Annotated in this window: 26 protein-coding genes; 14 read left to right on the top strand and 12 right to left on the bottom strand. The window is 71.8% G+C overall.

The genetic code is table 11. The features are described from left to right. Positions 1 to 32: 32 nt before the first annotated feature. The 4 genes from L3078_RS27310 to L3078_RS27325 all read right to left on the bottom strand — a co-directional run bounded on the left by L3078_RS27310 (position 33) and on the right by L3078_RS27325 (position 2,529). Positions 33 to 746, bottom strand: coding sequence for a GvpL/GvpF family gas vesicle protein (locus L3078_RS27310; protein WP_239756602.1), 714 nt, complete (start codon positions 744 to 746; stop codon positions 33 to 35). 8 nt (positions 747 to 754) lie between these two features. Then, entirely contained in the window at positions 755 to 1,231 is a 477-nt protein-coding gene (locus tag L3078_RS27315; protein WP_420864106.1) for a gas vesicle structural protein GvpA, read from the bottom strand. A 98-nt stretch (positions 1,232 to 1,329) separates the two neighbouring features. Then, positions 1,330 to 1,659, bottom strand: a complete 330-nt coding sequence (locus L3078_RS27320) for a gas vesicle protein GvpO (protein ID WP_239760488.1) — start codon at positions 1,657 to 1,659, stop codon at positions 1,330 to 1,332. A 147-nt stretch (positions 1,660 to 1,806) separates the two neighbouring features. Beyond that, positions 1,807 to 2,529 (bottom strand): MerR family transcriptional regulator, encoded by a 723-nt coding sequence (locus tag L3078_RS27325; RefSeq protein WP_239756603.1) that lies wholly within the window; start codon positions 2,527 to 2,529, stop codon positions 1,807 to 1,809. Between the two features lie 97 nt (positions 2,530 to 2,626). On the opposite strand from L3078_RS27325, the gene L3078_RS27330 reads away from it, so the two are divergent. Both L3078_RS27330 and L3078_RS27335 read left to right on the top strand, forming a co-directional pair. After that, positions 2,627 to 3,397 carry an RNA polymerase sigma factor gene (locus L3078_RS27330; RefSeq protein WP_239756604.1) on the top strand — a complete coding sequence of 257 codons (771 nt, stop codon included), beginning with the start codon at positions 2,627 to 2,629 and terminating at the stop codon, positions 3,395 to 3,397. Further along, positions 3,394 to 4,476, top strand: coding sequence for a CU044_5270 family protein (locus tag L3078_RS27335; protein ID WP_239756605.1), 1,083 nt, complete (start codon positions 3,394 to 3,396; stop codon positions 4,474 to 4,476). The genes L3078_RS27330 and L3078_RS27335 overlap by 4 nt, the downstream gene beginning before the upstream one ends. A gap of 506 nt (positions 4,477 to 4,982) precedes the next feature. Here the strand turns inward: L3078_RS27335 and L3078_RS27340 are convergent. After that, positions 4,983 to 5,414 (bottom strand): PLD nuclease N-terminal domain-containing protein, encoded by a 432-nt coding sequence (locus L3078_RS27340; RefSeq protein ID WP_239756606.1) that lies wholly within the window; start codon positions 5,412 to 5,414, stop codon positions 4,983 to 4,985. An 85-nt stretch (positions 5,415 to 5,499) separates the two neighbouring features. Here L3078_RS27340 and L3078_RS27345 point away from each other — a divergent pair, with 85 nt between their 5' ends. From L3078_RS27345 to L3078_RS27355, 3 genes are read left to right on the top strand one after another with little or no spacing between them, the layout of a single operon-like run. Continuing rightward, a complete protein-coding gene (locus L3078_RS27345; RefSeq protein WP_239756607.1) occupies positions 5,500 to 6,957 on the top strand; it encodes a menaquinone biosynthesis decarboxylase in 1,458 nt (485 codons plus the stop codon). After that, positions 6,954 to 7,859 carry a menaquinone biosynthesis prenyltransferase MqnP gene (gene mqnP / locus L3078_RS27350; RefSeq protein ID WP_239756608.1) on the top strand — a complete coding sequence of 302 codons (906 nt, stop codon included), beginning with the start codon at positions 6,954 to 6,956 and terminating at the stop codon, positions 7,857 to 7,859. The genes L3078_RS27345 and mqnP overlap by 4 nt, the downstream gene beginning before the upstream one ends. 45 nt (positions 7,860 to 7,904) lie before the next feature. Then, entirely contained in the window at positions 7,905 to 8,477 is a 573-nt protein-coding gene (locus L3078_RS27355) for a Uma2 family endonuclease (protein ID WP_239756609.1), read from the top strand. Here L3078_RS27355 and L3078_RS27360 read toward each other — a convergent pair. Then, positions 8,467 to 9,090 (bottom strand): rhomboid family intramembrane serine protease, encoded by a 624-nt coding sequence (locus L3078_RS27360; RefSeq protein ID WP_239756610.1) that lies wholly within the window; start codon positions 9,088 to 9,090, stop codon positions 8,467 to 8,469. The genes L3078_RS27355 and L3078_RS27360 overlap by 11 nt on opposite strands. Before the next feature lie 95 nt (positions 9,091 to 9,185). Here L3078_RS27360 and L3078_RS27365 point away from each other — a divergent pair, with 95 nt between their 5' ends. The 6 genes from L3078_RS27365 (at position 9,186) to L3078_RS27390 (ending at position 13,816) form a co-directional block, all read left to right on the top strand. Continuing rightward, positions 9,186 to 9,884 carry a UbiX family flavin prenyltransferase gene (locus L3078_RS27365; RefSeq protein WP_239756611.1) on the top strand — a complete coding sequence of 233 codons (699 nt, stop codon included), beginning with the start codon at positions 9,186 to 9,188 and terminating at the stop codon, positions 9,882 to 9,884. A 139-nt stretch (positions 9,885 to 10,023) separates the two neighbouring features. Then, the gene (locus tag L3078_RS27370) at positions 10,024 to 10,479 is read left to right on the top strand and encodes an Lrp/AsnC family transcriptional regulator (RefSeq protein ID WP_184904854.1); all 456 of its coding nucleotides are present in this window, start codon (positions 10,024 to 10,026) and stop codon (positions 10,477 to 10,479) included. Between the two features lie 59 nt (positions 10,480 to 10,538). Beyond that, on the top strand, positions 10,539 to 11,702 hold the full coding sequence (gene mqnE, locus L3078_RS27375) for an aminofutalosine synthase MqnE (RefSeq protein ID WP_239756612.1): 1,164 nt from the start codon (positions 10,539 to 10,541) through the stop codon (positions 11,700 to 11,702). A gap of 261 nt (positions 11,703 to 11,963) precedes the next feature. Further along, entirely contained in the window at positions 11,964 to 12,488 is a 525-nt protein-coding gene (locus L3078_RS27380; RefSeq protein ID WP_239756613.1) for a GNAT family N-acetyltransferase, read from the top strand. A 106-nt stretch (positions 12,489 to 12,594) separates the two neighbouring features. Continuing rightward, positions 12,595 to 13,020 (top strand): DUF4229 domain-containing protein, encoded by a 426-nt coding sequence (locus L3078_RS27385; protein ID WP_239756614.1) that lies wholly within the window; start codon positions 12,595 to 12,597, stop codon positions 13,018 to 13,020. 148 nt (positions 13,021 to 13,168) lie between these two features. Then, positions 13,169 to 13,816, top strand: coding sequence for a TetR/AcrR family transcriptional regulator (locus L3078_RS27390; RefSeq protein WP_045559338.1), 648 nt, complete (start codon positions 13,169 to 13,171; stop codon positions 13,814 to 13,816). Positions 13,817 to 13,931: 115 nt separating this feature from the next. Here L3078_RS27390 and L3078_RS27395 read toward each other — a convergent pair whose 3' ends face one another. Then, positions 13,932 to 14,993 (bottom strand): MaoC/PaaZ C-terminal domain-containing protein, encoded by a 1,062-nt coding sequence (locus L3078_RS27395; protein WP_239756615.1) that lies wholly within the window; start codon positions 14,991 to 14,993, stop codon positions 13,932 to 13,934. A 295-nt stretch (positions 14,994 to 15,288) separates the two neighbouring features. Here L3078_RS27395 and L3078_RS27400 point away from each other — a divergent pair, with 295 nt between their 5' ends. Then, the gene (locus L3078_RS27400; RefSeq protein ID WP_239756616.1) at positions 15,289 to 17,205 is read left to right on the top strand and encodes an AMP-dependent synthetase/ligase; all 1,917 of its coding nucleotides are present in this window, start codon (positions 15,289 to 15,291) and stop codon (positions 17,203 to 17,205) included. 90 nt (positions 17,206 to 17,295) lie between these two features. Here L3078_RS27400 and L3078_RS27405 read toward each other — a convergent pair whose 3' ends face one another. Continuing rightward, positions 17,296 to 17,787 carry a hypothetical protein gene (locus L3078_RS27405; RefSeq protein WP_239756617.1) on the bottom strand — a complete coding sequence of 164 codons (492 nt, stop codon included), beginning with the start codon at positions 17,785 to 17,787 and terminating at the stop codon, positions 17,296 to 17,298. Between the two features lie 422 nt (positions 17,788 to 18,209). Here L3078_RS27405 and L3078_RS27410 point away from each other — a divergent pair, with 422 nt between their 5' ends. Further along, positions 18,210 to 18,719 carry an inclusion body family protein gene (locus L3078_RS27410; protein ID WP_239756618.1) on the top strand — a complete coding sequence of 170 codons (510 nt, stop codon included), beginning with the start codon at positions 18,210 to 18,212 and terminating at the stop codon, positions 18,717 to 18,719. On the opposite strand, the gene L3078_RS27415 is transcribed toward L3078_RS27410, so the two are convergent. Then, on the bottom strand, positions 18,700 to 19,287 hold the full coding sequence (locus tag L3078_RS27415; RefSeq protein WP_239756619.1) for a hypothetical protein: 588 nt from the start codon (positions 19,285 to 19,287) through the stop codon (positions 18,700 to 18,702). The genes L3078_RS27410 and L3078_RS27415 overlap by 20 nt on opposite strands. A gap of 48 nt (positions 19,288 to 19,335) precedes the next feature. After that, on the bottom strand, positions 19,336 to 22,086 hold the full coding sequence (locus L3078_RS27420) for a helix-turn-helix transcriptional regulator (protein ID WP_239756620.1): 2,751 nt from the start codon (positions 22,084 to 22,086) through the stop codon (positions 19,336 to 19,338). 254 nt (positions 22,087 to 22,340) lie between these two features. Here L3078_RS27420 and L3078_RS27425 point away from each other — a divergent pair, with 254 nt between their 5' ends. Next, on the top strand, positions 22,341 to 23,117 hold the full coding sequence (locus tag L3078_RS27425) for a hypothetical protein (RefSeq protein ID WP_239756621.1): 777 nt from the start codon (positions 22,341 to 22,343) through the stop codon (positions 23,115 to 23,117). A 107-nt stretch (positions 23,118 to 23,224) separates the two neighbouring features. Here the strand turns inward: L3078_RS27425 and L3078_RS27430 are convergent, their stop codons facing one another. Both L3078_RS27430 and L3078_RS27435 read right to left on the bottom strand, forming a co-directional pair. Next, positions 23,225 to 23,542 (bottom strand): AzlD domain-containing protein, encoded by a 318-nt coding sequence (locus L3078_RS27430; protein WP_239756622.1) that lies wholly within the window; start codon positions 23,540 to 23,542, stop codon positions 23,225 to 23,227. Next, positions 23,539 to 24,243: an AzlC family ABC transporter permease gene (locus L3078_RS27435; RefSeq protein WP_239756623.1), complete on the bottom strand. Its 705-nt coding sequence runs from the start codon at positions 24,241 to 24,243 to the stop codon at positions 23,539 to 23,541. The genes L3078_RS27430 and L3078_RS27435 overlap by 4 nt, the downstream gene beginning before the upstream one ends. Positions 24,244 to 24,272: the final 29 nt, after the last annotated feature.

The raw sequence follows: 24,272 nt of genomic DNA on the forward strand, positions 1-24,272 counted from the left end.
GCTCATGCGAAGCTCGGGCTGTCGTACGAAGCTCAGACGAAGCTGTACGGCGGCAGCGGGCCGCGCAGCCGCAGTTCCACCCCCTCTCCCAGGGCCTCGGCCAGCTCCCCGCCGGCCTCGGCGAACTCGTCCGCCCGTTCGCCGTCCACCAGGAACGAGACGTTCACGAAGTACTGCTGGGAGGGCGGGGCGAGCCGCTCGTCCAGGGCGTACGGCCGCAGCGCGGCGAGCGCCTCCTCGCCGAGCGCCTCCTGCCGGCTCTGCACCTCCTGGGCCACGAGTTCGCCGAGCGCGAGGCGGTCCTCGTACGTGCCGCCGCCCTCACGGATCGCGTCGTTCAGCTCGCGCGCCCGCGCGGACTCCGTCAGGACGGCGCGCAGGAGCGTGTCCTCGTCCAGTACGCCCTTGACGTTGAACTCCGCGCGCCCCGTGAGTGCGTCCAGACGCTGGGAGAACGCCTCGGCCTGCTCCTGGAGCAGCGCCTCCACGGCGGCCTCGTCCGGGGCGACGAAACCGAAGCTCAGCGGCAGGATCGTGCCGTCGGCCCACAGCTGTTGCTGGACATCCTGGTGCGCCTCCACGTCCCGGCGGCTGACCGACAGGTCCTCGGGGGCCTCGCTGACGACGGCGCTCAGCTCGCCGTTGCTGACGGCGTGCAGGGGGGTGGGGTCCTCGCCGACGCCCTTGACGTCGTCCAGGCCCAGCGGATGCGCCGACTTGGTGATCGCGTAGACGTAGACCGACATCGGCTCGCTCACTCCTCACGGTCCCGGGAGGCGCGGCGGCTCGAAGCGCTCCGCCCGGAGCTCGCGCGCTGCTTCTCGCGCCTGGGCGCGTGCTCCACCTCCTCGTCGTCGTCGCCCCGCCTCTTCTGGAGCGAGTCGGTGACGGCCTCGACCGCCCCGGTGAGCGCCCCCTTGCTCTTGCCGCGAGCGCCCGACTCGGTGGCGTCCCCGACGATGTCCGTCAGCTGGGAGGGGGCCTTGCGCCCCGATTCCAGGTCGAGTCGGTTGCACGCCTCGGCGAAGCGCAGATAGGTGTCGACGCTGGCCACGACGACCCGGGCGTCGATCTTCAGGATCTCGATGCCCACCAGGGAGACGCGGACGAACGCGTCGATGACAAGGCCCCGGTCGAGGACGAGTTCCAGCACGTCGTAGAGGTTCCCCGAGCCCCCGCCACCGCCACGGGGGGCGAGGGCGCCGCCCTCGCTCTGCGGCACCACAGTCACGATCTCTTCCCTCCGAGTACGGGAAGCCGTCCGGCGAGGGCCGCGGGCCATGGCACCGACGGCCGCCGGGTTCGTCGGCGGCGGCCGTGGCTCGGCGGTCAGCGGGGGGAGCCCCGGTCGGTCTGCGCGCGCGTGTACCGGCGTCCGCGCTCGTACGCCAGCAACTTGCCCGCGGGGTCCAGAGACACCCGGTAGGCGGCCATCACGCTGGTCGTCTGCGGGATGCGCTCCAGCTCCATGACCTCGACCTGGGCCTCCCAGCCCTCGTCGGTCGGCTTCAGCGCGGAAACGGACTCGGGAGCGCGCCCGAGCAACTGGGAGAGCTGCTCGATCGCGCTCCGCATGGCCTCGGGCGCGGAGAGCCGCTCCTCGGCGGGCTCCTGCCGCGACGAGGAACGCTGCTTCTCCGACTCCCGGCCGTTCGTCATCATCACCTTCTTACCCTTTGTCCATCATCGTCCTTGGACAAGGCATATGCCACCCCGGGAGGTGCCGGGACGCGTCATGGGGCGGGGGCGACGGTGTGATGGGCGGGGCGTGGGACCGGGTGCGGGGCCGGTGGGTGGTGTCGCGCGTCAGGTCAGATAGGTGTGGAGGTGGCCCGCGCCCTCCAGCATCGCCGCCGTGCGGGCGGTCAGGGCGGTGTGGCGGGTGGTGATCGCGGTGCGCAGGGCCTCCGTGCCGCCCTCCGCGCGGAGGTCTTCGAGGACGGGGCGGATGTCGTCGAGAAGGTAGTGGCTGCGGCGGAGAGCGAGGATGAAACGGGCGTCGCGCACCTCGTCGGGGGCGTAGTGGCGGTAGCCGGTGCCGCGTTCACGCCGGGGCGAGAGCAGGCCGGCGGCCTCCCAGACGCGCAGCGTCGACGTCCGCACACCGAGCAGCGCCGCGACCTCGCCGATCAGCAGGTCGGTCGCGGGAACGTCCTCCTCCGGAGGCTCCCCGGCCAGCGCCCGGAGCGCCTCCCCGGTCGCGCGCAACGCCACCCGCTCCGCGTGCAGCGCCGCGTGCGCCTCGTCCACCAGCGCCAGTGCCCCCGGTACGTCCCCCTCGTGCACGGTCCGCATGATCCGCGTCGCCACGACGGCCCCGTACCCCTTCGACAGCGCCCGGTACGTCAGCAGCGCCCGCCGGTGCGTCTCCCCGTAGAACCGGTACCCCGAGCCCGTGCGCGGCACCGGCGGCAGCACTCCGGCCTCCTCGTAGTTGCGGATCTGCTGCGTGGAGACACCGGAGAGCCGGGCGAGGTCGACGGGGCGGAGGCGGACGGGGGTGCTGGGAGGTGGGCCGGGAGCGGGCATCGGGTGGAAGGGTAGGGCGGTTGGGGCGCGGCGGGAGAGCGATTCCTGTGTGACCGGGGACACAGGGACGGGCGGGGGCGGGCGGACAGGGGAAGGCGTGGAGCAATCTTTGCGGGCACGCGTACGGGACGGCGATCCGGAGGCGTTCAGCGCGCTCTTCCGGGCGCACGCACAAGCGGTGTACGGCCATGCCGCGCGGCTGACGGCCGACCGGAACGCGGCGGAGGACGTCGTCTCCCTGACCTTCCTGGAAGCCTGGCGACTGCGCGAGAAGCTGCTGTCGGACGCGGAGTTGGAAGACGGCGGTGGTGACGGTGGTGGTGACGGCGGTGCTGACGGTGGTGGTGACGCCAGTCTGCGGGCCTGGCTGTTCGGGATCGCCACGAACGTGCTGCGCAACACCCGCCGCGCCGCCCGCCGGCACAGCGCCGCCCTCGCCCGGTTACCGGAACGACACGCCGAACGCGAGACCGTGCCCGACTTCGCCGACGCCCTGGTCGGCCGGATGGAGGACGCCGACCGGCTCGCCGCCGCCCACGCGGCCCTCGCCAAACTCCGCCGCCGTGAGCGCGAGGTCTTCGCGCTGTGCGTGTGGTCGGGGCTGAGCTACGCGGCCGCCGCCGACGCCCTCGGGGTGCCCGTCAGCACCGTACGGTCGCGGCTGGCCCGCGCCCGGCAGCGGCTGCGCGGTCTCGCCGAGGCGGAACTGGCACGGCGGCCCGAACGGCGCCCCGCACAGCACCCCGAACGCGGAAGAACGAGACCCCTCCCCGGCGGCGGACAGATACCTGTCGACCGCACCGAGCCGGTCGGTCCGACACAGGCCCCGGCACAGGCACGGGCACAGGCACAGGAGAGAGGCCGATGAACCCCTTGAACAACGCGAACCACTTGCACAACGCGAACCCCGTGCACGACGCGGAACGTGCGGAGCTGGCACGGCTGTTGCCCAGTCCCGGCGAACCGCTCCTGTCCGACGACCGGCTGGCGCGACTGGAGGACCACCTCATGCAGGAGCTGACCGGCGAGGCCACCGTACGGATCACCGGGACGCGCGCGCCGGAGACGGGGAGGCGCACGCGCCGCCGGTGCGCCGTCGTCGCGCTGCCGCTCGGCGTGGCCGCCGCCGTCCTCGCCACCGTCGTCGCGACCGGCGTTGTCGGCCAGGGGTCCGCCGACGACGACCAGGACGCGGCCGGGCTGCTGCGGCGCGTCGCCACCGCCGCGACGGACGGCGAGCCCACGCCCGTCCGCGACGACCAGTTCCTCTACATCGCGACGCAGGGCGTGTCGAGGGGCTCGGCGGCCTCGGCGGGCGGTGGCCAGAGCACGGACAGAGGGAAGGAGGGGAAGGAGGGGAAGGACGGGCCGGGTTCGGAGACCGACTACCCGTTCCGGCGGACCGACTGGATCTCCGCCGACGGCAGCCGGAACGGACTCGCCCGGACCACCTGGCTGGAGGGGCAGCCGCTGGCCCGGGACATGAACGGGGAGGTCGTCGACGAACCCCTGGCGCGGTCGATGGACGACGTCGAGTACATGACGCTCGGCGCGGACCGGGACCACAGCTACTACGACGAGCTGCGGTCGCTGCCCACGGACCCCGACAAGCTCTACGACAAGGTGTGGGCGGAGACGCGCGGCCAGGGCCCCACGCATGAGGAGGCCGCCATGGAATACATCACGACGATGCTCCGGGGGGCGCAGCTGCTGCCCGAACTCAACGGCGCGCTGTTCCGCGTGGCCGCCAAGATCTCCGGCGTCCGGGTCGTCGAGAAGGCGGAGGACGCCGTGGGCCGCCAGGGCGTCGGCCTGGCCTTCGGCGAGGCCGACCACCCTGACGTATGGGTCTTCGACAAGAACACCTTCAAATACCTGGGCACGGACGAGGAGGCCCTACTGGAGGTCGGCGTCGTCGACAAGAAGGGCCAGGAACTGAAGGACTGACGCGGGATGCCGGCCGCCAACCGCCCGCCCGGTGCCCGACGCTGTCTGACGCCCGCCGGCCGCCGGGCCGGCAGCCGCCCGCCACCCGCCGCCGGCTCCCGGACCGGCAGCCGCCCGCCGACCGGTGCCCGAGGTTGGCTGGGGGCCCGACGGCCGACCGGTGCCCGACCCCTGCCCGTCCCCGTCGCCCATCGGCCGCCCGGTGCCCGAGGCCTCTCTGACGCCCGCCGGTTGCCGCCGCCCGCCGGTTGTCTGGCGCCAGCCGGCTGTCTGACGCTCGACGGCTTCCGAAGCCCCATGGCTGTCCGAGCCCGCCCGCCGCCCGGTGCCCGAGGCTGGCCGCTGCCCGACGGCCGACCGGCGCCCGGTGCCCGAGGCTGGCCGCTGCCCGACGGCCGACCGGCGCCCGGTGCCCGAGGCTGGCCGCTGCCCGACGGCCGACCGGCGCCCGGTGGCCCACGGGGGGCGGTGGCCAACCGGAGCCCGCCGGTCGGTCGGTGGCGGCGTTATGCCTCCTCGCCGTCCTTCTTGTCCCGCTTCTCGTTCTGGGCGCCGCCCGTCTCGCCGTTGTCCCGCTCCTGCCGCTTCAGTTCCTCCTCGCGGCGGCGCAGGTCGGCCTCCCAGCTCTTCAGGAGCGACTCGTCCTTCTTGTTGTCCTCGGCGAGGGACTTCAGGAACTCGGGGTTGTCGTCGGGCGCGACGTACTCCGTGCGGTGGTTGCGGTGCCACTCCGAGGGCGTGCGCCCCCCGGCGGGGACGCTGCGGAGCTTGCCCGCGGCGAGCCAGGCGATCGGTCCCACGATCCAGAAGAGCAGGATGATGAAGACCCACGCGATCTTCGGCAGGTGCTTCGCCTCGTCCTCGGGGGTGTTGAGACAGTCGATGAACGCGTAGATGGTCAGCGCCAACGGCACGAGGTACATCAACAGCCTGAGCATGGAACAGCCCCCTGGAAGCGGTGGCGGGGCCGTGCACTGGGCCCCGTGACGGGGTCAGGGTAGCCCCTCGGGGATACTGGACCCCATGGCTTACGACGATCTTCGCTCCCTGCTCCGCGCACTGGAGCGCGAGGGCGATCTCAAGCGCATCAAGGCCGAAGTCGACCCCTATCTGGAGGTCGGGGAGATCGTCGACCGGGTCAACAAGGCCGGCGGCCCCGCCCTGCTCTTCGAGAACGTGAAGGGCTCCGCGATGCCCCTCGCGATGAACGTCTTCGGCACCGACCGCCGCCTGCTGAAGGCGCTCGGGCTGAAGTCGTACGGCGAGATCAGCGAGAAGATCGGCGGCCTGCTCAAGCCCGAACTGCCCCAGGGTTTCGTGGGCGTGCGCGAGGCGTTCGGCAAGCTCGGCGCCATGGCGCACGTCCCGCCGAAGAAGGTGAAGTCGGACAGCGCGCCCGTCCAGGAGGTGGTCCTCCAGGGCGACGAGGTGGACCTGGACCGGCTGCCCGCGCTGTTCACCTGGCCCAAGGACGGCGGCTCCTTCTTCAACCTGGGGCTCACCCACACCAAGCACCCCGACACCGGCGTACGCAACCTCGGTCTGTACCGCCTCCAGCGCCACGACAAGCGCACCATCGGGATGCACTGGCAGATCCACAAGGACAGCCGCAACCACTACCAGGTGGCGGCGAAGAGGGGCGAGCGGCTGCCGGTCGCGATCGCGTTCGGCTGCCCGCCCGCCGTGACGTACGCCTCCACCGCGCCGCTCCCCGGTGACATCGACGAGTACCTGTTCGCCGGGTTCGTCGCGGGCAAGCGGATCGAGATGGTCGACTGCAAGACGGTGCCGCTGCAGGTGCCGGCGAACGCGGAGGTCGTGATCGAGGGCTGGCTGGAGCCCGGCGAGATGCTCCCCGAGGGCCCCTTCGGCGACCACACCGGCTTCTACACCCCACAGGAACCGTTCCCCGCGCTGAAGATCGACTGTGTGACGATGCGCAAGCGCCCGCTGCTCCAGTCGATCGTGGTCGGTCGGCCGCCGACCGAGGACGGCCCGCTGGGACGGGCGACGGAACGCTTCTTCCTCCCCCTCCTCAAGATCATCGTCCCGGACATCGTGGACTACCACCTCCCCGAGGCGGGCGGCTTCCACAACTGCGCGATCATCTCGATCGACAAGAAGTACCCCAAGCACGCGCAGAAGGTCATGCACGCGATCTGGGGCGCCCACATGATGTCCCTGACCAAGCTGATCGTGGTCGTGGACTCCGACTGCGACGTCCACGACCTCCACGAGGTCGCCTGGCGCGCCCTCGGCAACACGGACTACTCCCGCGACCTCTCCATCGTCGAGGGCCCGGTGGACCACCTCGACCACGCCTCCTACCAGCAGTTCTGGGGCGGCAAGGCGGGCATCGACGCCACGAGGAAGTGGATCGAGGAGGGCTACACACGGGACGGGGGCTGGCCCGACATGGTCGAGTCGGACCCGGCCACGGCGGCGCTGGTCGACCGCCGCTGGAAGGAGTACGGCCTGTGACCAGCGCGTCGGCGGCTCTCCCGCAACAGCCGGGCCGCACCAAGGCCTTCCTGCGCCTCGTGATGATCGAACACTCGATCTTCGCCCTGCCCTTCGCGTACATCGCCGCGCTCACGGCCATGTTCCAGCTGGACGGCAACATCCACTGGGTGCGGCTGCTCCTGGTCACCGTCTGCATGGTGGGCCTGCGCACCTTCGCCATGGCGGTCAACCGGATCATCGACCGCGAGATCGACGCGCGGAACCCGCGCACGGCGCACCGCGAGCTGGTGACCGGCGCGATGTCGGTCAAGCACGCGTGGACCGGCGCCCTGATCGCGGTCGTGATCTTCCTCGGCTCGGCGGCGCTGCTGAACCCGCTCTGCCTGGCCCTGGCCCCCGTCGCCGTGATCCCGATGGTGGTCTACCCCTACGGCAAACGGTTCACGAACTACCCCCAGGCCATCCTGGGCCTCGCCCAGGCCATGGGCCCGGTCGGCGGCTGGCTCGCCATCACGGGGGAGTGGTCGTGGGAGGCGGTCGTCCTCGGCCTCGCGGTGGGCGTCTGGATCGGCGGCTTCGACCTCATCTACGCCTGCCAGGACGTCGAATCCGACCGCGAGTCCGGGGTCCTGTCGGTCCCGGCCCGCTTCGGCATCCCGGCGGCGATCTGGGCGGCCCGGGTCTGCCACGCCCTGACGACGGCCCTGTTCGCCTGGTACGCGGTCCTCACCGACGCGGGCGCGTTCCTGTGGCTGGGCCTCGCGATCGTCGCGGGCGCGTTCGTCTACGAGCACACCATCGTCCGCCCCCACGACCTGTCCCGCCTGAACCGCGCGTTCTTCTCCGTCAACGGCTTCATCGGCATCGCCCTGTTCGTGTGCGCGCTGCTGGATCTTCTGGTTCGGGGTCTGACCCTCTGATTACCGTCGGCCTACCATCGAGGGCAGGACCCCAGGGAGGCCAGCGTGACCGTCTCGGGCATTGACCGCCTGCACTCGCAGCTCAGCCGGTTCGAGGACATGTTCCCCGGCTATCACATGGAGATTGTCGAGGGCAGCATCATGATGAGTCCGGTCAAGCCGCACCACGCGGAGACCATCCGGCTCGTGTGGAACGCCCTGCAGGAGCAGGTGGCCGACGAATGGGGCTTTACCAGCGATGTGGCCTTCCCCTTCGACGAGGAGAACGAGTTCTGCCCGGACGTGGCGATCATTCCCGCGGCGGAAGTGGAGAAGAACCAGGGCGCGTACTCACCCGACCTCATCGAGATTGTGGTTGAGGTCGTGTCCCAGGGCAGCATCCGCCGCGACTATGAAGTCAAGCCCCACTGGTACGCCTCTCGTGGCATCGCCAATTACCTGATCTTCGACCCGCTCAAAAGCCACTGCGTCATGATGTGGAACCCCGGCCCCGACGGTTACCAGGGCCGCGACACCATCCCTTACGGCCCTGACCTGACCCTCGACACCCCGCTCGGCAAGCTCACCATTGCCACCGGCCGTCTCCCCGTGGACCCGAAGGCGCGCCCTACGACGTGAGCGCCGTGCGGGAGGGACGCCGCCGGAACACGAACGCCGCCACCACCCCCGTCACCAGGCCGATCAGGTGGCCCTGCCAGCTGATCCCGGTCGCGTTCGGGGCGATGCCGCCGAGGATCGCGCCGCCCCAGACGGCCGCGACCAGGACGCCCACCGCGACCCCCAGCAGCCGGCGCTCGACGAAGCCGGTGACGACGAGGAACCCGAAGAGCCCGAAGACGACGCCGGAGGCACCGGCGGTGTTGGTGTTGTCCGGGGATATGAGCCAGACCCCCAGCCCGTCCGCCACGATGATCAGCGCGCAGACGGCGGCGAAGCGGCGCAGGCCGCCCAGCGCCGCGAGGAACCCCAGCACCAGCAACGGCACGCTGTTCGCCGCGACATGGCCGAAGCCGAAGTGGATGAACGACGCGGGCACGACATCGACCAGTTCGGGCACCGAACGCGGCACGATCCCGAAGTCGTCCAGGGCGTGGCCGGTCGCCACGTCGACCGCCTCCAGGATCCACAGCAGCGCCACCCAGCCCACCATCAGCTTGGCCGCCGCCTTCGCGCGGTCCCCGCGCGACCACTCCCGCTCGGGACCCAGCGCCCCTCGCACTCCACCAGCCATGTCGAACCCCCGTCCCGACCTCACGCGTCCTTCGTGGAAACGGCCGGGCCCCCTTGACCGGTTCCCGCCGCGCGCCGCCGGATAGGCTCGGTGTCGTGAACCCAGTCAAGCCAGGGAAGACGCCGCGTACGCCTTGGATCGTAGGGGTGTCCGGCGCATCCGGCACCCCATACGCCGCGGCTGTGCTGCGCGCGCTCCTCGCCGCCGGCGAGAGTGTCGACCTCGTGGTGTCCCGGGCCTCGCGGCTGACCCTGCTCGACGAGACGGGAATCCCCTTCCGCGACGCGCACTGGCGCGACGACCTGCGGGAATGGCTGTCCCGCGGCGCCGACGGCAAGCCCGGGACCTTCCCGGTGAACGTCGAGGGCGATCGCGTACGGCACTGGAGCGCGGGCGACCTGGCCGCCGGACCCTCCTCGGGCTCGTACCCCGTCAAGGGGATGCTGATCGTCCCCGCGTCGACGGCGTGCGTCGCGGGCGTGGCCCTCGGGCTCTCCAAGGACCTCCTGCAGCGGGCGGCGAGCGTCACCCTCAAGGAGGGCAGGCGGCTCGTGGTCGCCGTACGCGAGACCCCGTTGAACGGGCAGACCCTGCGGCACCTGGTGACCCTGGACGAGGCGGGCGCGACGGTACTGCCCGCGTCCCCGGCGTTCTACGCGGGGGCCACGCACATCCAGGACCTGGTGGACTTCGTCGCCGGACGGGCGCTGGACGCGGCGGGCGTCCCGCACACCCTGTACCGGCGCTGGGAGGGCGAGGTGGGCGGGGCGCGCGCTTCCGGTGCGACCGACTGACCCGTACGCGTCACCCTGCCCGCACGAGACCCGAACCCACACCCACCCCCACACCGGCCCGCGCTCCCCGGCGCGTATCTCTGACGAACAACCGAGCAGTACCCACAACTCAACTCTTCAGCGGAAGGCAACCGATCGCATGGACGCGGTGGACAGGCAGCTCATCCAGGCCCTGAGGGAGAACGGCCGGGCCTCCTACGCGGAGCTGGGGCGCCTCGTCGGACTGTCGGGACCCAGTGTCACCGACCGCATCAACCGGCTGGAGGCGGCCGGTGTCATCACGGGCTATCGCGCCACGGTCAACGCGGCCTCGCTCGGCCTCGGCGTGACCGCGCTCATCGGCATCTCGCTCTCCGACGCCGCCGACCACGAGGACGTGGCGGACCGGCTGCGGGAGCTGGCCGAGATCGAGGACTGCTGGTTCATCGCGGGCGACGACTCGTACATGCTCAAGGTGCGCGCCCCCGACGTCGACGGCCTGGAGAAGACCATCCGCCGGCTCTCCGGCACCAAGGGCGTCTCCCGCACCCGTACGACGATCATCCTCTCCACGAAGTGGGAGAACCGGGTGGGTGAGCTGCCGGAAGAGGAGTAGGGCGGTAGGCGTACGGTGGGTGAGGTCGTAGAGGCGGTTGATCGGTGGAGGGTGTGGGCATGGACGTCGGGCTCAAGCGCGAGCTGGAGGAGAAGGTCCGCTCCGGTGAGCGGCTGACCCGCGAGGACGGCATCGCGCTGTACGAGTCGGACGACCTGGCCTGGCTGGGCGGTCTGGCGCACGAGGTCCGGACGCGGAAGAACGGCGACGTCGTCCACTTCAACGTCAACCGTCACCTCAACATGACCAACGTGTGCACGGCCTCCTGCGCGTACTGCTCCTTCCAGCGCAAGCCGGGGGAGAAGGACGCGTACACGATGCGCATCGAGGAGGCCGTGAAGCTCGCCAAGGCGATGGAGGGCGAGAACCTCACCGAGCTGCACATCGTCAACGGCCTGCACCCGAACCTCCCGTGGCGCTACTACCCGCGCTCCCTGAAGGAGCTGAAGGCCGCCCTCCCGAACGTCTCGCTGAAGGCCTTCACGGCCACGGAGATCCACCACTTCGAGACGATCAGCGGTCTGACGGCGTCGGAGATCCTGGACGAGCTGATCGACGCGGGGCTGGAGTCGCTGACGGGCGGCGGCGCGGAGATCTTCGACTGGGAGGTCCGGCAGCACATCGTGGACCACCGCACCCACTGGGAGGACTGGTCGCGGATCCACCGCCTGGCGCACGAGAAGGGCCTCAAGACCCCGAGCACCATGCTCTACGGCCACATCGAGGAGCCGCGCCACCGCGTCGACCACGTCCTGCGCCTGCGCGAACTCCAGGACGAGACCGGCGGTTTCCAGGTCTTCATCCCCCTGCGCTACCAGCACGACTTCGTGGACATGAAGGACGGCAAGGTCCGCAACCGCCTCCAGGCCCGCACCCAGATGGCCACGGGCGCGGAGGCCCTGAAGACCTTCGCGGTGTCGCGGCTGTTGTTCGACAACGTCCCCCACGTCAAGGTCTTCTGGGTCATGCACGGCGTCCAGACCGCGCAACTGGCGCTCCAGCACGGCGCCGACGACATGGACGGCTCGGTCGTCGAGTACAAGATCACCCACGACGCGGACAACTACGGCACGCCGAACAAACTGACCCGCGAGGACCTGCTCGACCTCATCCGCGACGCCGGCTTCCGCCCCGTCGAACGCAACACGAGGTACGAGATCATCCGAGAGTACGAGGGCCCGAACCCGGCGCGTCGCGAGTCCCCACAGCCGATGCGGGTCTGAAGCGGGCCGGTTGTTCGGGTGCGGGTGCGTGGGGCTTCTCGCGCAGTTCCCCGCGCCCCTGAAAGGCCTCCGGCCTTTCGGGGCCGAAAAAGCAGGGGCGCAGCCCCGCTTTTTCAGGGGCGCGGGGAACTGCGCGACCAGCCCCCACCGGACGGACGCTTGGGGGTCGAAGGGGCGCAGCCCCTTGAGGATGGGACGGGTAGGGGCGGCGGGGGCGAATCCCTCTTGAGACGAGCCGCGCGTAATGGTTACGGTCACCCCATGCCCCTTACGTTCCACCTGGACCCACCCCTCACCCCCACCCTCCACGACGGCATCCTCACCCTCTGGACAGACGTCACCAACACCGGCGGAGCCGTCGGCTTCGTCCCCCCGGTCACCCGAGAAACCATCCGCCCGGAACTCCTCAAGCACCTCACCGCCATGGCAGAAGGCAGACACCGCCTCCTCCTCGGCCTGGACGACACCGGCACCCCCGCCGCCACCGCCTTCTTCAGCTTCAACACCCACCGCCTCATGACCCACTGGGTCTGGCTCTACACGGTGATGGTCCACCCCTCCCACCAGGGCAAGGGCTACGGCCGCGACCTCATGAAGGCGGCCGAGACCGCGGCCCGCGACTTCGACGGCATAGACGCCATCCGCCTCACCTGCCGAGGCGGCCTCGGCCTGGAACGCTTCTACGCCTCCTGCGGCTACAAGGAGGTCGGCCGCGTCCCCGGCGCCATACGCGTCGCCCCCGACGACCACCGCGACGACGTCACGATGCTCCTGCCGCTGATCTGAGGCCCCGCACCCCCGTGCAAGATCGCCCCCCGACCGTGCTTCACTGGACGATGCCCTGCGAACGACGGTGGCACTGTTCGGAACGGATACGGAAGAGTGGATTGAGATGCTCCGCTACACACTGATGCGCCTCGGTATCTTCGTGGGCTGCTTCGTGGTCGTCTGGGCCCTCGTCTACTCCGGCGTCGCCCCGCGCGGCCTCGGCGCGTCCAACGGCATGTGGATGGTCGTGCTCGCGCTCCTGGTCTCCGCGCCGATCAGCTTCGTCGCCCTCCGCAAGGAGCGCGACCGGGCCTCCGCCCAGATCGCCCCCCACCTCGACCGCTCCATCGGCCGCGTCAAGTCCAACCTCGCGGCCAACCGCAGCCAGGAGGACGAGGCCGACGACGCGGCCCGCACGCCGGGCCCGCGGGCGACCGCCGAGACCGACGACGCTGCCGGGACCGACGAGACCGCTGGGACCGAAGAGGCCGCCAAGGCGGACACGGCGGACACGGTGGCTGCCCAGCCGACGTCCGGCAAGGCGTCGTAGGACCTACCGCAGACCCTCCGCGCCCCCCGGCGAACCCTCCGCGGCCTGTCCGCACACCCTCGGCAGCCGAGCTCGCCGACCCGCGAAACGCGATCATCCGCCCGACGCCCAGGTCCCTCCCCGCCGTCGGAACCGTACGCTTGCCCGCATGGGTGCTGTGAAGAGCAAACGGATGCCTCGTGCGGTACGGGAACAGCACATGCTGGACGCGGCGGTGCGGACGTTCGGGCAGCGTGGGTACCGGGCGGCGTCGATGGACGAGATCGCCGAACTGGCGGGTGTGTCCAAGCCGTTGGTGTACCTGTACCTGAACTCCAAGGAAGACCTCTTCACGGCCTGCATCCGCCGCGAGGCCAAGGCGCTCACCACGGCCGTCCGCGCGGGTGTGAACCCCGAACTGCCCGCCGACCGCCAACTCTGGGAGGGGCTGGGGGCGTTCTTCACGCACACCGCGCGCAACCCCGACGCCTGGGCCGTCCTGCACCTCCAGGCCCGTACGCACGGCGAGCCGTTCGCCGCCGAAGTGGCGGCGATGCGGGAGGAGATGGTCGCGTTCGTGACCGGGCTGATCCTGGTCGCCGCGCGGGAGGCCCGGCGTGACCCGTCCCTGCCCGAGCGGGAGGTCGCCGGTCTGGCCGAGGGGCTCGTCGGCGCGGCCGAGGCGCTCGCCGCCTGGGCCAACGCGACCCCCGGCATCACCGCCCGCCAGGCCGCGACGACCTTGATGAACTTCGCGTGGGCCGGCCTGGGCGACCTGATGGAGGGGCGCCCTTGGACACCACCGGCCGCGACGTGAGGGGGAAAAAGCGGGGCCGCGCCCCTGCTTTCTCGGCCCGAAATGGCCGTAGGCCTTTCAGGGGCGCGGGGAACTGCGCGACCAGCCCCCACCGGACCCGCGCCCGACCCCCCACTCAGGCGACGAGCGGATACACCTGCCCCCGCACATGAACACGCCCTCCACCCGACCCACCCGACCCACCTGACCCGGCGCCGTCGGCCGGCCCCGCCGCCCCGCTCCCGCGTAGCTCGAACCCACCCCACGCCCGCCCGTCGGCCAGATACGTCACTGCCCCCGGCAGCGGCACCGGCGCCCGGAACTCCGCGCGGACGAGGGTCGCCGGGGGCGCGCCGTGCTCGGCGAGGCAGCGGGCGACGGTCCACATGCCGTGCGCGATGGGCCGGGGGAAACCGAACAGCCGGGCGCCGAGGGGATGCAGATGAATCGGGTTCCGGTCGCCGGACACGGCCCCGTACCGCCGCCCGACATCCCCGCCCAACCGCCACTCGACCACGACGGGCACGCCCTCCCGCCCACCCCCGACTGACTCGCTCCCGCCGCCCCACCCCTCCCGGGAAGCACCCCTCTCCCCGTCACGTCGAGCCTCACCCCGCCGCTTGTGCCGCACGGGCTCGTCCCCGCGCGCGTCCGCGCTCCCGTGCCGCGCCAGATACGTGCTCCGGGACTCCCACGCGATCCCGGCCCCGTCCCCTGCCCCGTCCCCGGCCCCGCCGCCGGCCTCCGCCCCGTCCCGTACCTCCGTGACGACCGTCGCCTCGGTGCCGCGCCGGTGGGGCGTCAGCGCGTCGACGTACACGGTGATCTCGTACTCCCCGGTGGCGGGCAGTCGTCGGCGTCGGGTGATCTCGATCGAGGTGTGCACGAGCCCGAGGAGGGGCAGCGGGAAGTCCCGGCCGGCCATGATCCGCATGGCGGACGGAAACCCGAGGACGTGCGGGTACGTCAGCGGAACGGCGTCCTCCCCGGTGGGGAACCCGCAGACCCGCTCGTACGCGGCGAGCCGGGCGAGGTCGATCCGGACATCCGGGAGGACGAGCCGGGGCAGCATGGTGGGGGAGAGGAGTCCGGAGGCCGCCACGCGCGGGAGTCTGCGGCTCTTGCCCGGGGAGAGGAGGGCGCCCCTGGCGAGAACAGGACCGAGGGAGGGCGCACGGGTGAGGGTGACGGTGTGCATCGGACGGTCTCCCTTTCCTCGCGCCGGGCTCCACTCCCCGCGCCGGACTCCGCTTCCTTACTCCCAAGTCAGGTTACCCGAGGTAAGGGCCGGTGAGTCCGTCCGTGGCGACCGAGAACTGAACGACCCTCAGGTAACTTGGCGCGCTCTTGACCTGCGAAGGAGTCGTGACCGAGCGGTCTGCGACACTGCACATCCCCGGCCCGGTTCCATCTCCGGACCATCGCCACACTCACACCAACCTCACACACCAACCCCGTACGATCCGGACACACCGAACGCCCAGGAGCCGCCCGTGTCCCACCTCGAAAACACCGAACCCGCCCTGGTGGAACCCGAGTTGAAGCGGCTGGACGGCACCGTGCGGGAGGCGTACGTACCGGCGCTCGCCGCGCCCGTGACCTACGGCTCGCTCGCGGACATCCCGTTCGACAACGCCACCCACGCGCCCGACGCGGTCGTCCTCAGTCGTAAGCACGCCGGCGGTACGGACGGGGAGAACGACGACGGCCGGTGGCGGGACGTCACGGCCACCGACTTCGCCGCCGAGGTGCTCGCGCTGGCGAAGGGCCTGATCGCCGAGGGCCTCATGCCGGGCGACCGGATCGCGATCATGGCGCGGACGACGTACGAGTGGACCCTCCTGGACTTCGCGGCCTGGGCGGCGGGCCTGGTCACGGTCCCCGTCTACCCCACCTCCTCCGTCTTCCAGACCCGCTGGATCCTCCAGGACTCGGGCGCGGTGGCCCTCGCCGTGGAGACGGGGGGCCAGGCCGCCGCCCTAGGCCCCGAGCTCGACCGCATCCCCGACCTGCGCCACATGTGGGTCTTCGAGAAGGGCCATCTGGACCGGCTCGCCGAGCTGGGCCGAGACGTGTCGGACCAGGAAGTCGCCGTACGGCGTGGGGTGTTGGGCCCCGACACCCTCGCGACCCTGATCTACACCTCGGGCACGACCGGCCGCCCCAAGGGCTGCGCCCTCACCCACGGCAACTTCTGCGCCGAGGTCGACAACGCGATCGACCTCCTCTACCCGATCTTCCGCGCGAAGACGGACGAGGAGGCCTCCACCCTCCTCTTCCTCCCGCTCGCCCATGTGTTCGGCCGTATGGTCGCGATCGGCTGTATGCGGGCGAGGGTGCGCCTCGGCCACTCGCCGAGCTTCCGCACGGAGGACCTCCTCGCCGACCTCAAGTCCTTCCGCCCGACGTTCCTCCTGGTCATCCCGTATGTGCTGGAGAAGGTCTTCAACACGGCCCGCGCCTCCGCCGAACGCATGGGCCGCGCCTCCTCCTACGACCGCGCCTCCGCCGTGGCCCGCCGCTACGGCGAGGCCCTGGAAGCCGAACAGCACGGCACCGGCCCCGGCCCCTCGGCCTTCCTGAAGACGGCCCGCACCTTCTACGACCCCCTGGTCTACCGGCGCATCCGCAAGGCGCTGGGCGGCCGGGTCCGCTATGTCATCTGCGGCGGCAGCCCCCTCGGCCGGCGACTGGCCGCGTTCTACGCGGGCGCGGGCATCGACGTCTTCGAGGGCTACGGGATGACGGAGACGACCGCCGCCGTCACCGTGACCCCGCCCGACCGGCCCCGCCTGGGCACCGTCGGCCGCCCCCTCCCCGGCACCCGGGTCCGGATAGCCGCCGACGGCGAGATCCTCCTGCACGGCGGCCAGATCTTCCGCGGCTACTGGGACCCGCAAGCCGGTGGTGTCGTCCCCGCGGGCCCCGACGGCTGGTTCGCGACCGGCGACATCGGCCAGCTCGACGACGAGGGCTACCTCACGATCACCGGACGCAAGAAGGAGATCCTGGTCACCGACAGCGGCAAGAACGTGGCTCCGGCGCCGCTGGAGAACTGGCTGCGCTCCCACCCCCTGATCGCGCACGCCATGGTCATCGGCGACCGCCGCCCGTACGTCACCGCGCTGCTGACCCTGGACCCCGAGGGCATCACCCACTGGGCCCAGATGAACGCCAAGCAGGAGACCCCCCTCGACCACCTGGCCGAGGACCAGGATCTGCGGGCCGTCCTGCAACGCGCGGTCGACGAGGCCAACCGCCTGGTCTCCCGCCCCGAGTCGATCCGTCGGTTCACGATCCTCCCCGGCGGGTTCACGGAGGAGGCGGGCCACCTGACCCCGTCGATGAAACTGCGCCGGGAGGTGGTGGAGAGGTCCTTCGCGACGGAGATAGAGGGCCTCTACGAGTAGTGGCCGTCTATGAGTAGCAGCCCTCTACGAGTAAGAGCTCTCCATGAGAGGTGGCCCTCTACGAGGAGTGGCCCTCTATGAGGAGTCGCCCTACCCGTCCTCCTTGCCCGCGGCCGGATCGCCCTCCCCCAACGCGATCCACCAGTGCCCGTCGTCCTTGACCAGCAGCAACTCCTGCCGCTGGTCGGTCCTGTCGTAGGTGAGCCGGACGGGGTTGAAGTAGTCGACGCTCCCCTCCAGCACGGTGACGTCGACGTGCCCGCGGGCCCCCTCGCCGAACTCCCGCACCTGCTCGTAGGCGGCGCCCCGGGTCCCGTCGTACGCGGGCCCCGCCAGCTCCATCAGCCCCTCCACGTCACCGGCCTTGAGGCGCTGGACGTAGACCCGCACGACGGTGTCGACCTCCTCGGCGGTCCGCGCGACATCGGGATAGTCGGACTTCGCGGCCCGCACGGTCACCTCGACCTCCGGCGAGTCGGCGAGCGCGTACGGCGCCCGGAACCAGCCCCACCACACGGCACCCACGGCCCCCAGCACCACAAGCAACGCGCCGCACCACACCACGGCCCCACGCTTCCCCATCGCCCCCACCTCGTCGCCCCCACTCCACCGACCGACCACCCGGCCGCTCCCCCCAAGACCGCCCCCGACCACATCTGGTTCCACCCCCTTTTGGCGTGACGCCGCCGGGGCGATCCGTGTCGAAAAGGCCATCGAGGCAAAGGTCGTGCGGAAGCGTAGTGGCGGGGTCCTCAGGAGTTCCACATTCCGTGCGTGAATGATCTGTCTCGGGTTCTTCTTCCCTCCCCTGCGTCACTGGCTGAACTCCGGCCCCGCCAAGGGAATGCGAGCAAGCCGAAATTCCGTCAAGAAATGCCATCGGCACTTTCCGGACTTTGCTTGCGAGGGCGTAAGCGAAATCGTTTCCGCATATCTACGATTTCGAACCATGACCGACACGGGCCGCCTCGGGTCCACCCCGCACCCTCCGAAAGGAACAGGAAATGGCTGACCTCAACGTCCTGATCGCGTTCGACGCGGCCACGATCGTCGAACTGAATCCCAACGCGTCGAGGAATCCCGACGCGCCGACGTACGCCGACGAGAGCCTCATCTACATGACGACGCGCCACGACCACATCATCGGGACCTCGGGCGCCGAACTGAACCTCCGGGCCGAGCCCGGGGACACCATCAGGTGGCGGGAGACGACGCTGTCGCTCGGCAGCGACTACAAGGCATTACTGTACAAATACGTGAGCAGCGACCCCGGACACCAGCTCATCCGCACCCCGGAGATCGAGGTCATCGACGGCGTCTATCCGCTGCCGCGGGAAGGCTCCGAGGGCCGGCCGGAATTCGTGACCCAGAACTACCAGGACCACTACTGGCGGACGACGGTCAAAAGGGTCGGCAAGGTCGTCTACCACTTCTCCTTCCAGATCCTCGACCGCCACCGCCAACTGAAGGGCTACTTCCAGTGGGACCCCTTCATCACGATCGAAAATCCCTGAGCAGGACGTCCGTCACGCTCACGCCCTCGGAGGCGCCGAAGGTTTCGGTCGTCACTCCGAGGTCATTGGCGGTGACCTGAAGGGCGATGTGGTCGCTTCCCACGCGGAGGTCGAGCCTGGTCCGGGGCTCGCCCAGGTGGTCCGGCACGCGGTGGACGCGGGCGGCCGGGTACCTCAGGCTCGTCAGCTTCGTCAGGAGGGCCGTGTAGTCGGTGACGTCCGTGCCGGAGAAGGCGTTGGCCACGCGGCGGGCGTGCCGGTCGGCGACGCACTGTTCGGTGGGGTCCAGCCGCAACGGGTCGTAGGGGTCCACCGGCAGCCGATCGATGGTGCCGTCGCCGGGAGGCACCGTCGGCCCGTCGCCGTCACCGATGTCCGGGGCGCAGAACTGCCAGAAGAGGTCGTGCAGTTCGAGGAACCGTGCCTCCGCGGCGTCGTCGCCCACCGAGGCGGCGGCCGCCGCGGAGGCCGGAGCGGCGGCCAAAGCGCTCGGCGCGCCGTAACCGGTCAGGAGGGCGCCGCCGAGCGCGGCCACCAGCACGTACTTCGGCAGAAGATTCGATCGCATGCCCGAACCCTGCCGCTCGTCGGCGGCCGCTCACATGAGTACCCGTACTCAATCCACCAGGTCGGCCGCCGTGAGCAGGCGGGTCAGGTCCGTCCGGGAGCGGACGTGCAACTTCCGGTAGATCCGGGTGAGATGGGCCTCGACCGTCTTCCGGGAGACGAACAACGACGCGGCGGCCTCCGTGTTGTTGAGGCCGCGGGCGATCGCGCGCGACACCTGGAACTCCTGGGGCGTCAGCTGGTTCAGGGTGCCGCCCATGCCGCTGGTGCCGCCGACGGCGGACCGGGCGGCGCCCAGGACACCGCCCGCCGCCGCGAGTTCGCCGGCCGCGCGCCGGGCCCAGGGGACCGCGCCCAGCCGTTCGAAGCAGGCCAGGGCGGAGGCCAGCGGGGCGCGCGCGGCCCCCGGGCGGCGGTGGCGGCGCAGCACCTCCGCCTCGCACAACAGGGTCCGCGCCCAGTCGAAGGGGCCCGTCGTCCGCCGGTGGGCGTCGAGCGCCGCGCCGAAGTACGCCTCCGCCTCCTCCGGCGTCCCCGCGAGCAGCCCCCGGACCCGGGCCGCCGCGGCCTCCGCCGACGCCAGGCCCGTCTCCCGGGCCCGTTCCTCCAGCCAGGACACGACCTCGGCGGCACGCGGCGCGTTCCCCGCCCGTACGTGCGCCTCCGCCAGGTCCGCCGCGAAGGGCACCACCTCGGGGTTCCCGATGCCCTGCTCGATCGCCAGTGACAACGTTTGCTCCAACTGGTCGACGGCCGCGTCGTGGTCACCGTGGGCCAGCGCCGACAGCCCCAGCACCGCCGTCATGTGGAACTCCTGGCAGCCGATGCCGTACGCCCCGCACTCCCGCCGCGCCCGCGCCACATGCTCCTCGCACTCGACCCGTTCACCGCGCAGGGCCTCCAGCCGGGCGAGGCAGTACAACGTGTAGCTCACGCACGTCAGCTGGCCCAGCTCCTCCGCCCAGCGCAGCGACTCCGTCAAGTCGCCCCGAGCGGACTCCCATTGGCCGATACGGGTCTCCAACTCCCCCCGCACGGCGAGGGTGAAGCCCAGCACGCCCACCGCGCTGTGCCGCCGGGCCGACTCCACGGCCGTGTTGAGCAGCCGGCGCCCCCGTGCGAACTCCTCCGCCCGGCTCCACGCCTGCCCGGCGATGGCGTACACCTGCTGGTCGCGCACGGGGTCGCCGCCGCCGTGGCGGTCGGCGGCCTCCAGCATCTCGCGGCCCCGCGCCGTACGGCCGGCCATGATCAGGGCCCCGCCCAGCATCGACAGGCTGTACCAGCGTTCGGGGCCGGACTCGGAGGCGAGGGCGAGGGACTCCTCGGCGACACGGACCGCCGCCGGGACATGCCCGTCCAGCCGCGCCGCGGCCGTCGCCTCCGCCAGCAGCAGACACGCCCGGGTGCGGTCGGAGTCGCGGACGGCGTCGGCGGCGTTCATGAGCAGGCCGTACGCCTGCGCCGTCTCGCCCTTCCAGGTGTGCATACGGCCCAACAGGCCCTGGATGGCGGCGCGTACGGCCGGGTCGGGGGTGATCCGCAGCGCCTCCTCGCACCACTGCGGGCCCGCCGGGGAGCCGCTGAGCAGGGCGTCGGAGGCGGCGTGGTGGAGGCGGTCGGCGCGGGGCGCGGGGTCGGGGGTGAGCTCGGCGGCGCGCCGCCAGGCCAGGGCCGACTCGCCGAAGGCACTGCGCCGACGGGCCTCCCGCGCGGCGTCGGCGAGCGCCGCCGCGGCCTCCTCGTCGGGGCCCGGGGTCGCGGACGCCCGGTACCAGGCGTGCAGCGAACCGGTGCTCACCTCGGCCAGCGCCTGGAACGCGGCGTACCGGTGCGCGAGCGGGGCCCGGCCCAGCACCAGCGCGCGCAGCACCGGGTGGTGGAAGTCCAGCCCGTCCGCCGAAGCCGTGATCAGGCCGTCCTCCTCGGCGGGGGAGAGAGCGTCGAGGGAGAGCCCGGCCGCCTCCAGCGCCTTCCGCAGCGGGCCCGCCGCCGTCGAGCGACTGGCGGCCAGGACGACCAGGGCCCGGCGGGCGGTGTCCGGCAGACCGTCGATCCGGGCCGCCCAGGCGCGCTCCAGATGACTGCCCAGGGACGGCGGATCGAGCAACGGCCGCTCGCCGCGCGCCTGTTCGTCCGTCAGCGCGCCCGCGATCTCCCGCAGGGCGAGCGGATTGCCACCGCTGACGCGGACGAGGTCGGCGAGGACGTTGGGGGTCACGCGGCCCTCCAGCAGGGCGGCGCACTCCTCCGGCGCCAGCCCGCCCACCTGCACGGCGGGGATGCTGCGACGCGGCCCCGACTCGCCGTGGTCCTCCCGGGAGCCCAGCGCCAGGGCGACACGTTCGCTGGAGAGGCGGCGGGCGACGAAGAGCAGGACGCGCTGGGAGGAGGGGTCCACCCAGTGCAGGTCGTCGACGAGGACGACCACCGGGCGCTCGTCGCCGAGCGCCGCGAGGACGTTGAGGGCGCCCATGCAGGCGGCGTACGGGTTGCCCGGCGGGTCCGCCGGGTCGCCGCTCAGGGCCAGACAGGACTCCAGGGCCGAGCGTTGGGCGCCGGGGAGTTCCCTGAAAAGGGACGAATGGGGCATCAGTAGGTCGCCGAGGGTGGCGAAGGGGAGCACGGTCTCGGTCTCGATGCCCCGGGCGCGCAGGACCGTGGCCGGGGCCGCGCCGGAGCCATCTGCCCTCGCGCGCTCCGCCGCGTAGTCGAGCAGGGCGGTCTTCCCGATGCCGGGTTCGCCCCACAGCAGCAGGGCCGCCCCACCCGCCCCACCCGCCACGAGCAGGTCGTCCATCAGCCGGCGTTCCCGCTCCCGACCGACGAGTCCCCGTAACAATGCGCCACCCCCTGGTGCCCGCCTGTGCCCGGCCCCGCCCGTCCATCATCCCCCAGGGGGAGTTGTCAGGGGAGATGTAGGGACTTCCCGGAAGCGAGGGGGGTGGCCCCGGGCCTTCAATGGTTCACGGAACACAGCACCAACCGAAGGAACAGAAGGAACCAAGGGAAACAGGGGAAATGAACCAGGTCGCGGAACTAGGGGGACGGCCCATGCCGGCATCCGTGGGACGCGGGGATCTCACCTCGGGATCCGACCGGCTCGACTCGGTCGAGATCAAGGTGACGTTCTCGGGTGCGGGCGCGGCCGCCGCGACTTGGGCGCTGGCGCCGGACACCGGGGGAGCCCGGCGCCGCGTCTACTTCTGTGAGGCCCTCGCCCGCTCCACGGCGCCAGGTCACCTGCCGCTTCTGGATGCGGGGCTGATCCTGCGCCTACGGGCGGGGAGCGGGCGGGGCGGGGCCGCGACCGCGGAATTGCGGCCCTGTCGCCGGTCCCGGCTCTCGGAACGCTGGCTGCGCTTCCGTGAGCAGGGACCGGATTCCTTCCACCTGGCGGGCGCCTGGTCGGGCGACCGCCGGGTGCTTTCCGCCGCGCTCGTCTCCGACTGCGGGCGTACGGCCGTGGAGGCCGCCGTCGCCGGCGGGCCGCTGGACCTCGTCTTCTCCGACCATCAGCGCGCCTTCCTCGCCGACTGCGCCGACATCGACGTGGGGTTCGGCTCGCTCGACGTCCTCGGGCCCGTGGACACGGTCCGCTGGCACGGGGTGCGTCTCGACCATCATGAAGTGACCGTGGAGCGCTGTGCGTTGGCCGCCGACCCTGCCCTGGAGTGGCTGGAGGTCTCCGAGCGGGTCGCCCCCGAGGGCGCGGAGGTCGTGCAGGCGTCCCTGACCGCGCTCCTGCGGGGGAAGGGGCTCGAACCGGATCTGGGGCGGGGGGTTCGGGTGCGGCGGGTGCTGGAGGCGTTGGCGGCGGAGGGGGCCTGAGGGCGGGCCGGGGAGGGCGCCGGGAGGGGCCGGGGGCGGTTCTTCGGCCGCGGGTTCGCCGTGGCTGGTCGCGCGGTTCCCCGCGCCCCTTCCGGGCGCGTCGTGCGCTATCCCACCCCCAGGGCCCGCAGTCCCGCCGTGGTCGCCGCCGCGGCCAGGACCACCGTCGCGAACGGGGCCCTTCGCCATGCCAGCGCGCCGCCGACCAGCACCCCGGCGGGCCGTGCCCATCCGGCGGAGCCGCCGCCCTCGGTCAGGGCGCCCGTGGCCAGCAGCGCCACCAGCAGCACCACGGCGGCCGCCGCCAGCAACTCCCGCACCCGTACGGGGATCTCGACCCGTCCGTGCAGGGCGGGCCCGGTGAGCCGCAGGGCGTACGTGCCCACGGCGAGCGCGAGCATCGCGCCGACCACCCCGTCGCTCATGAGGCACTCCCGTCCACCGCACCGGCCGACGTGCGCCACACGACCAGCCCGGCCAGGGCCAGCAGGACGGGAATCCCCGTCGGGGTCACCGGAGTCGCCGCCAGGGCGACCACCGCACCGAGCAGCGCGGCCCGGCGTACGGGCGGCCGCTCCCGCAGGGCGGGCAGGACCAGCGCGGCGAGCACGGCGGGGAACGCGGCGTCGAGGCCGTACGTGGCGGTGTCGCCCAGCGCGGTGCCGGCCAGGGCCCCGGCCAGGACACACACGTTCCAGACGGCGAACAGGCCGAGCCCCGAGACCCAGAACGCGACCCGGCGTCGTACGGGATCGCTCTGCGCCAGGGCGAAGGCCACCGTCTCGTCGGTGACGAGGTGCGCGCCCACGAACCGCGCGGTCCTCCCCGGCCCCAGCAGGTCGGCGACCGCCAGGCTGAACGCCGCGTTGCGGGTGTTGAGCAGCAGACCCGTGGCCGCCGCCGCGAACGGCCCGCCCCCGGCCAGCAGGATCCCGACCGTGCTGAACTGCGCGGCCCCCGCGTACACGACCAGCGACATCACCACCGGCACCCACACGGGCAGTCCGCCCGCCACCGAGATCGCCCCGAAGGAGACGCCGACGACACCCCCGGCGGCGCAGACGAGGGAGATGTCCCGGTACAGCGCGGGGTCACGGACCTGGGATGTTCGGAGCAGCGAACGCATGTTCTCTACAATGAACATGAGCCACCGTG

The organism is Streptomyces deccanensis (genome assembly GCF_022385335.1).
Classification (GTDB): Bacteria; Actinomycetota; Actinomycetes; order Streptomycetales; family Streptomycetaceae; genus Streptomyces; species Streptomyces deccanensis.

Excerpts from the sequence above, each read along its gene's own strand:
- L3078_RS27395 (WP_239756615.1), bottom strand. The coding sequence starts at position 14,993 with ATGCACACCGTCACCCTCACCCGTGCGCCCTCCCTCGGTCCTGTTCTC.
- L3078_RS27370 (WP_184904854.1), top strand. The coding sequence starts at position 10,024 with ATGGACGCGGTGGACAGGCAGCTCATCCAGGCCCTGAGGGAGAACGGC.
- L3078_RS27335 (WP_239756605.1), top strand. The coding sequence starts at position 3,394 with ATGAACCCCTTGAACAACGCGAACCACTTGCACAACGCGAACCCCGTG.
- mqnE (WP_239756612.1), top strand. The coding sequence starts at position 10,539 with ATGGACGTCGGGCTCAAGCGCGAGCTGGAGGAGAAGGTCCGCTCCGGT.
- L3078_RS27310 (WP_239756602.1), bottom strand. The coding sequence starts at position 746 with ATGTCGGTCTACGTCTACGCGATCACCAAGTCGGCGCATCCGCTGGGC.
- L3078_RS27340 (WP_239756606.1), bottom strand. The coding sequence starts at position 5,414 with ATGCTCAGGCTGTTGATGTACCTCGTGCCGTTGGCGCTGACCATCTAC.
- L3078_RS27410 (WP_239756618.1), top strand. The coding sequence starts at position 18,210 with ATGGCTGACCTCAACGTCCTGATCGCGTTCGACGCGGCCACGATCGTC.
- L3078_RS27380 (WP_239756613.1), top strand. The coding sequence starts at position 11,964 with ATGCCCCTTACGTTCCACCTGGACCCACCCCTCACCCCCACCCTCCAC.
- L3078_RS27405 (WP_239756617.1), bottom strand. The coding sequence starts at position 17,787 with ATGGGGAAGCGTGGGGCCGTGGTGTGGTGCGGCGCGTTGCTTGTGGTG.
- L3078_RS27430 (WP_239756622.1), bottom strand. The coding sequence starts at position 23,542 with ATGAGCGACGGGGTGGTCGGCGCGATGCTCGCGCTCGCCGTGGGCACG.
- L3078_RS27320 (WP_239760488.1), bottom strand. The coding sequence starts at position 1,659 with ATGACGAACGGCCGGGAGTCGGAGAAGCAGCGTTCCTCGTCGCGGCAG.
- L3078_RS27390 (WP_045559338.1), top strand. The coding sequence starts at position 13,169 with ATGGGTGCTGTGAAGAGCAAACGGATGCCTCGTGCGGTACGGGAACAG.
- L3078_RS27360 (WP_239756610.1), bottom strand. The coding sequence starts at position 9,090 with ATGGCTGGTGGAGTGCGAGGGGCGCTGGGTCCCGAGCGGGAGTGGTCG.
- L3078_RS27435 (WP_239756623.1), bottom strand. The coding sequence starts at position 24,243 with ATGCGTTCGCTGCTCCGAACATCCCAGGTCCGTGACCCCGCGCTGTAC.
- L3078_RS27385 (WP_239756614.1), top strand. The coding sequence starts at position 12,595 with ATGCTCCGCTACACACTGATGCGCCTCGGTATCTTCGTGGGCTGCTTC.
- L3078_RS27420 (WP_239756620.1), bottom strand. The coding sequence starts at position 22,086 with ATGGACGACCTGCTCGTGGCGGGTGGGGCGGGTGGGGCGGCCCTGCTG.
- L3078_RS27325 (WP_239756603.1), bottom strand. The coding sequence starts at position 2,529 with ATGCCCGCTCCCGGCCCACCTCCCAGCACCCCCGTCCGCCTCCGCCCC.
- L3078_RS27345 (WP_239756607.1), top strand. The coding sequence starts at position 5,500 with ATGGCTTACGACGATCTTCGCTCCCTGCTCCGCGCACTGGAGCGCGAG.
- L3078_RS27425 (WP_239756621.1), top strand. The coding sequence starts at position 22,341 with ATGCCGGCATCCGTGGGACGCGGGGATCTCACCTCGGGATCCGACCGG.
- L3078_RS27415 (WP_239756619.1), bottom strand. The coding sequence starts at position 19,287 with ATGCGATCGAATCTTCTGCCGAAGTACGTGCTGGTGGCCGCGCTCGGC.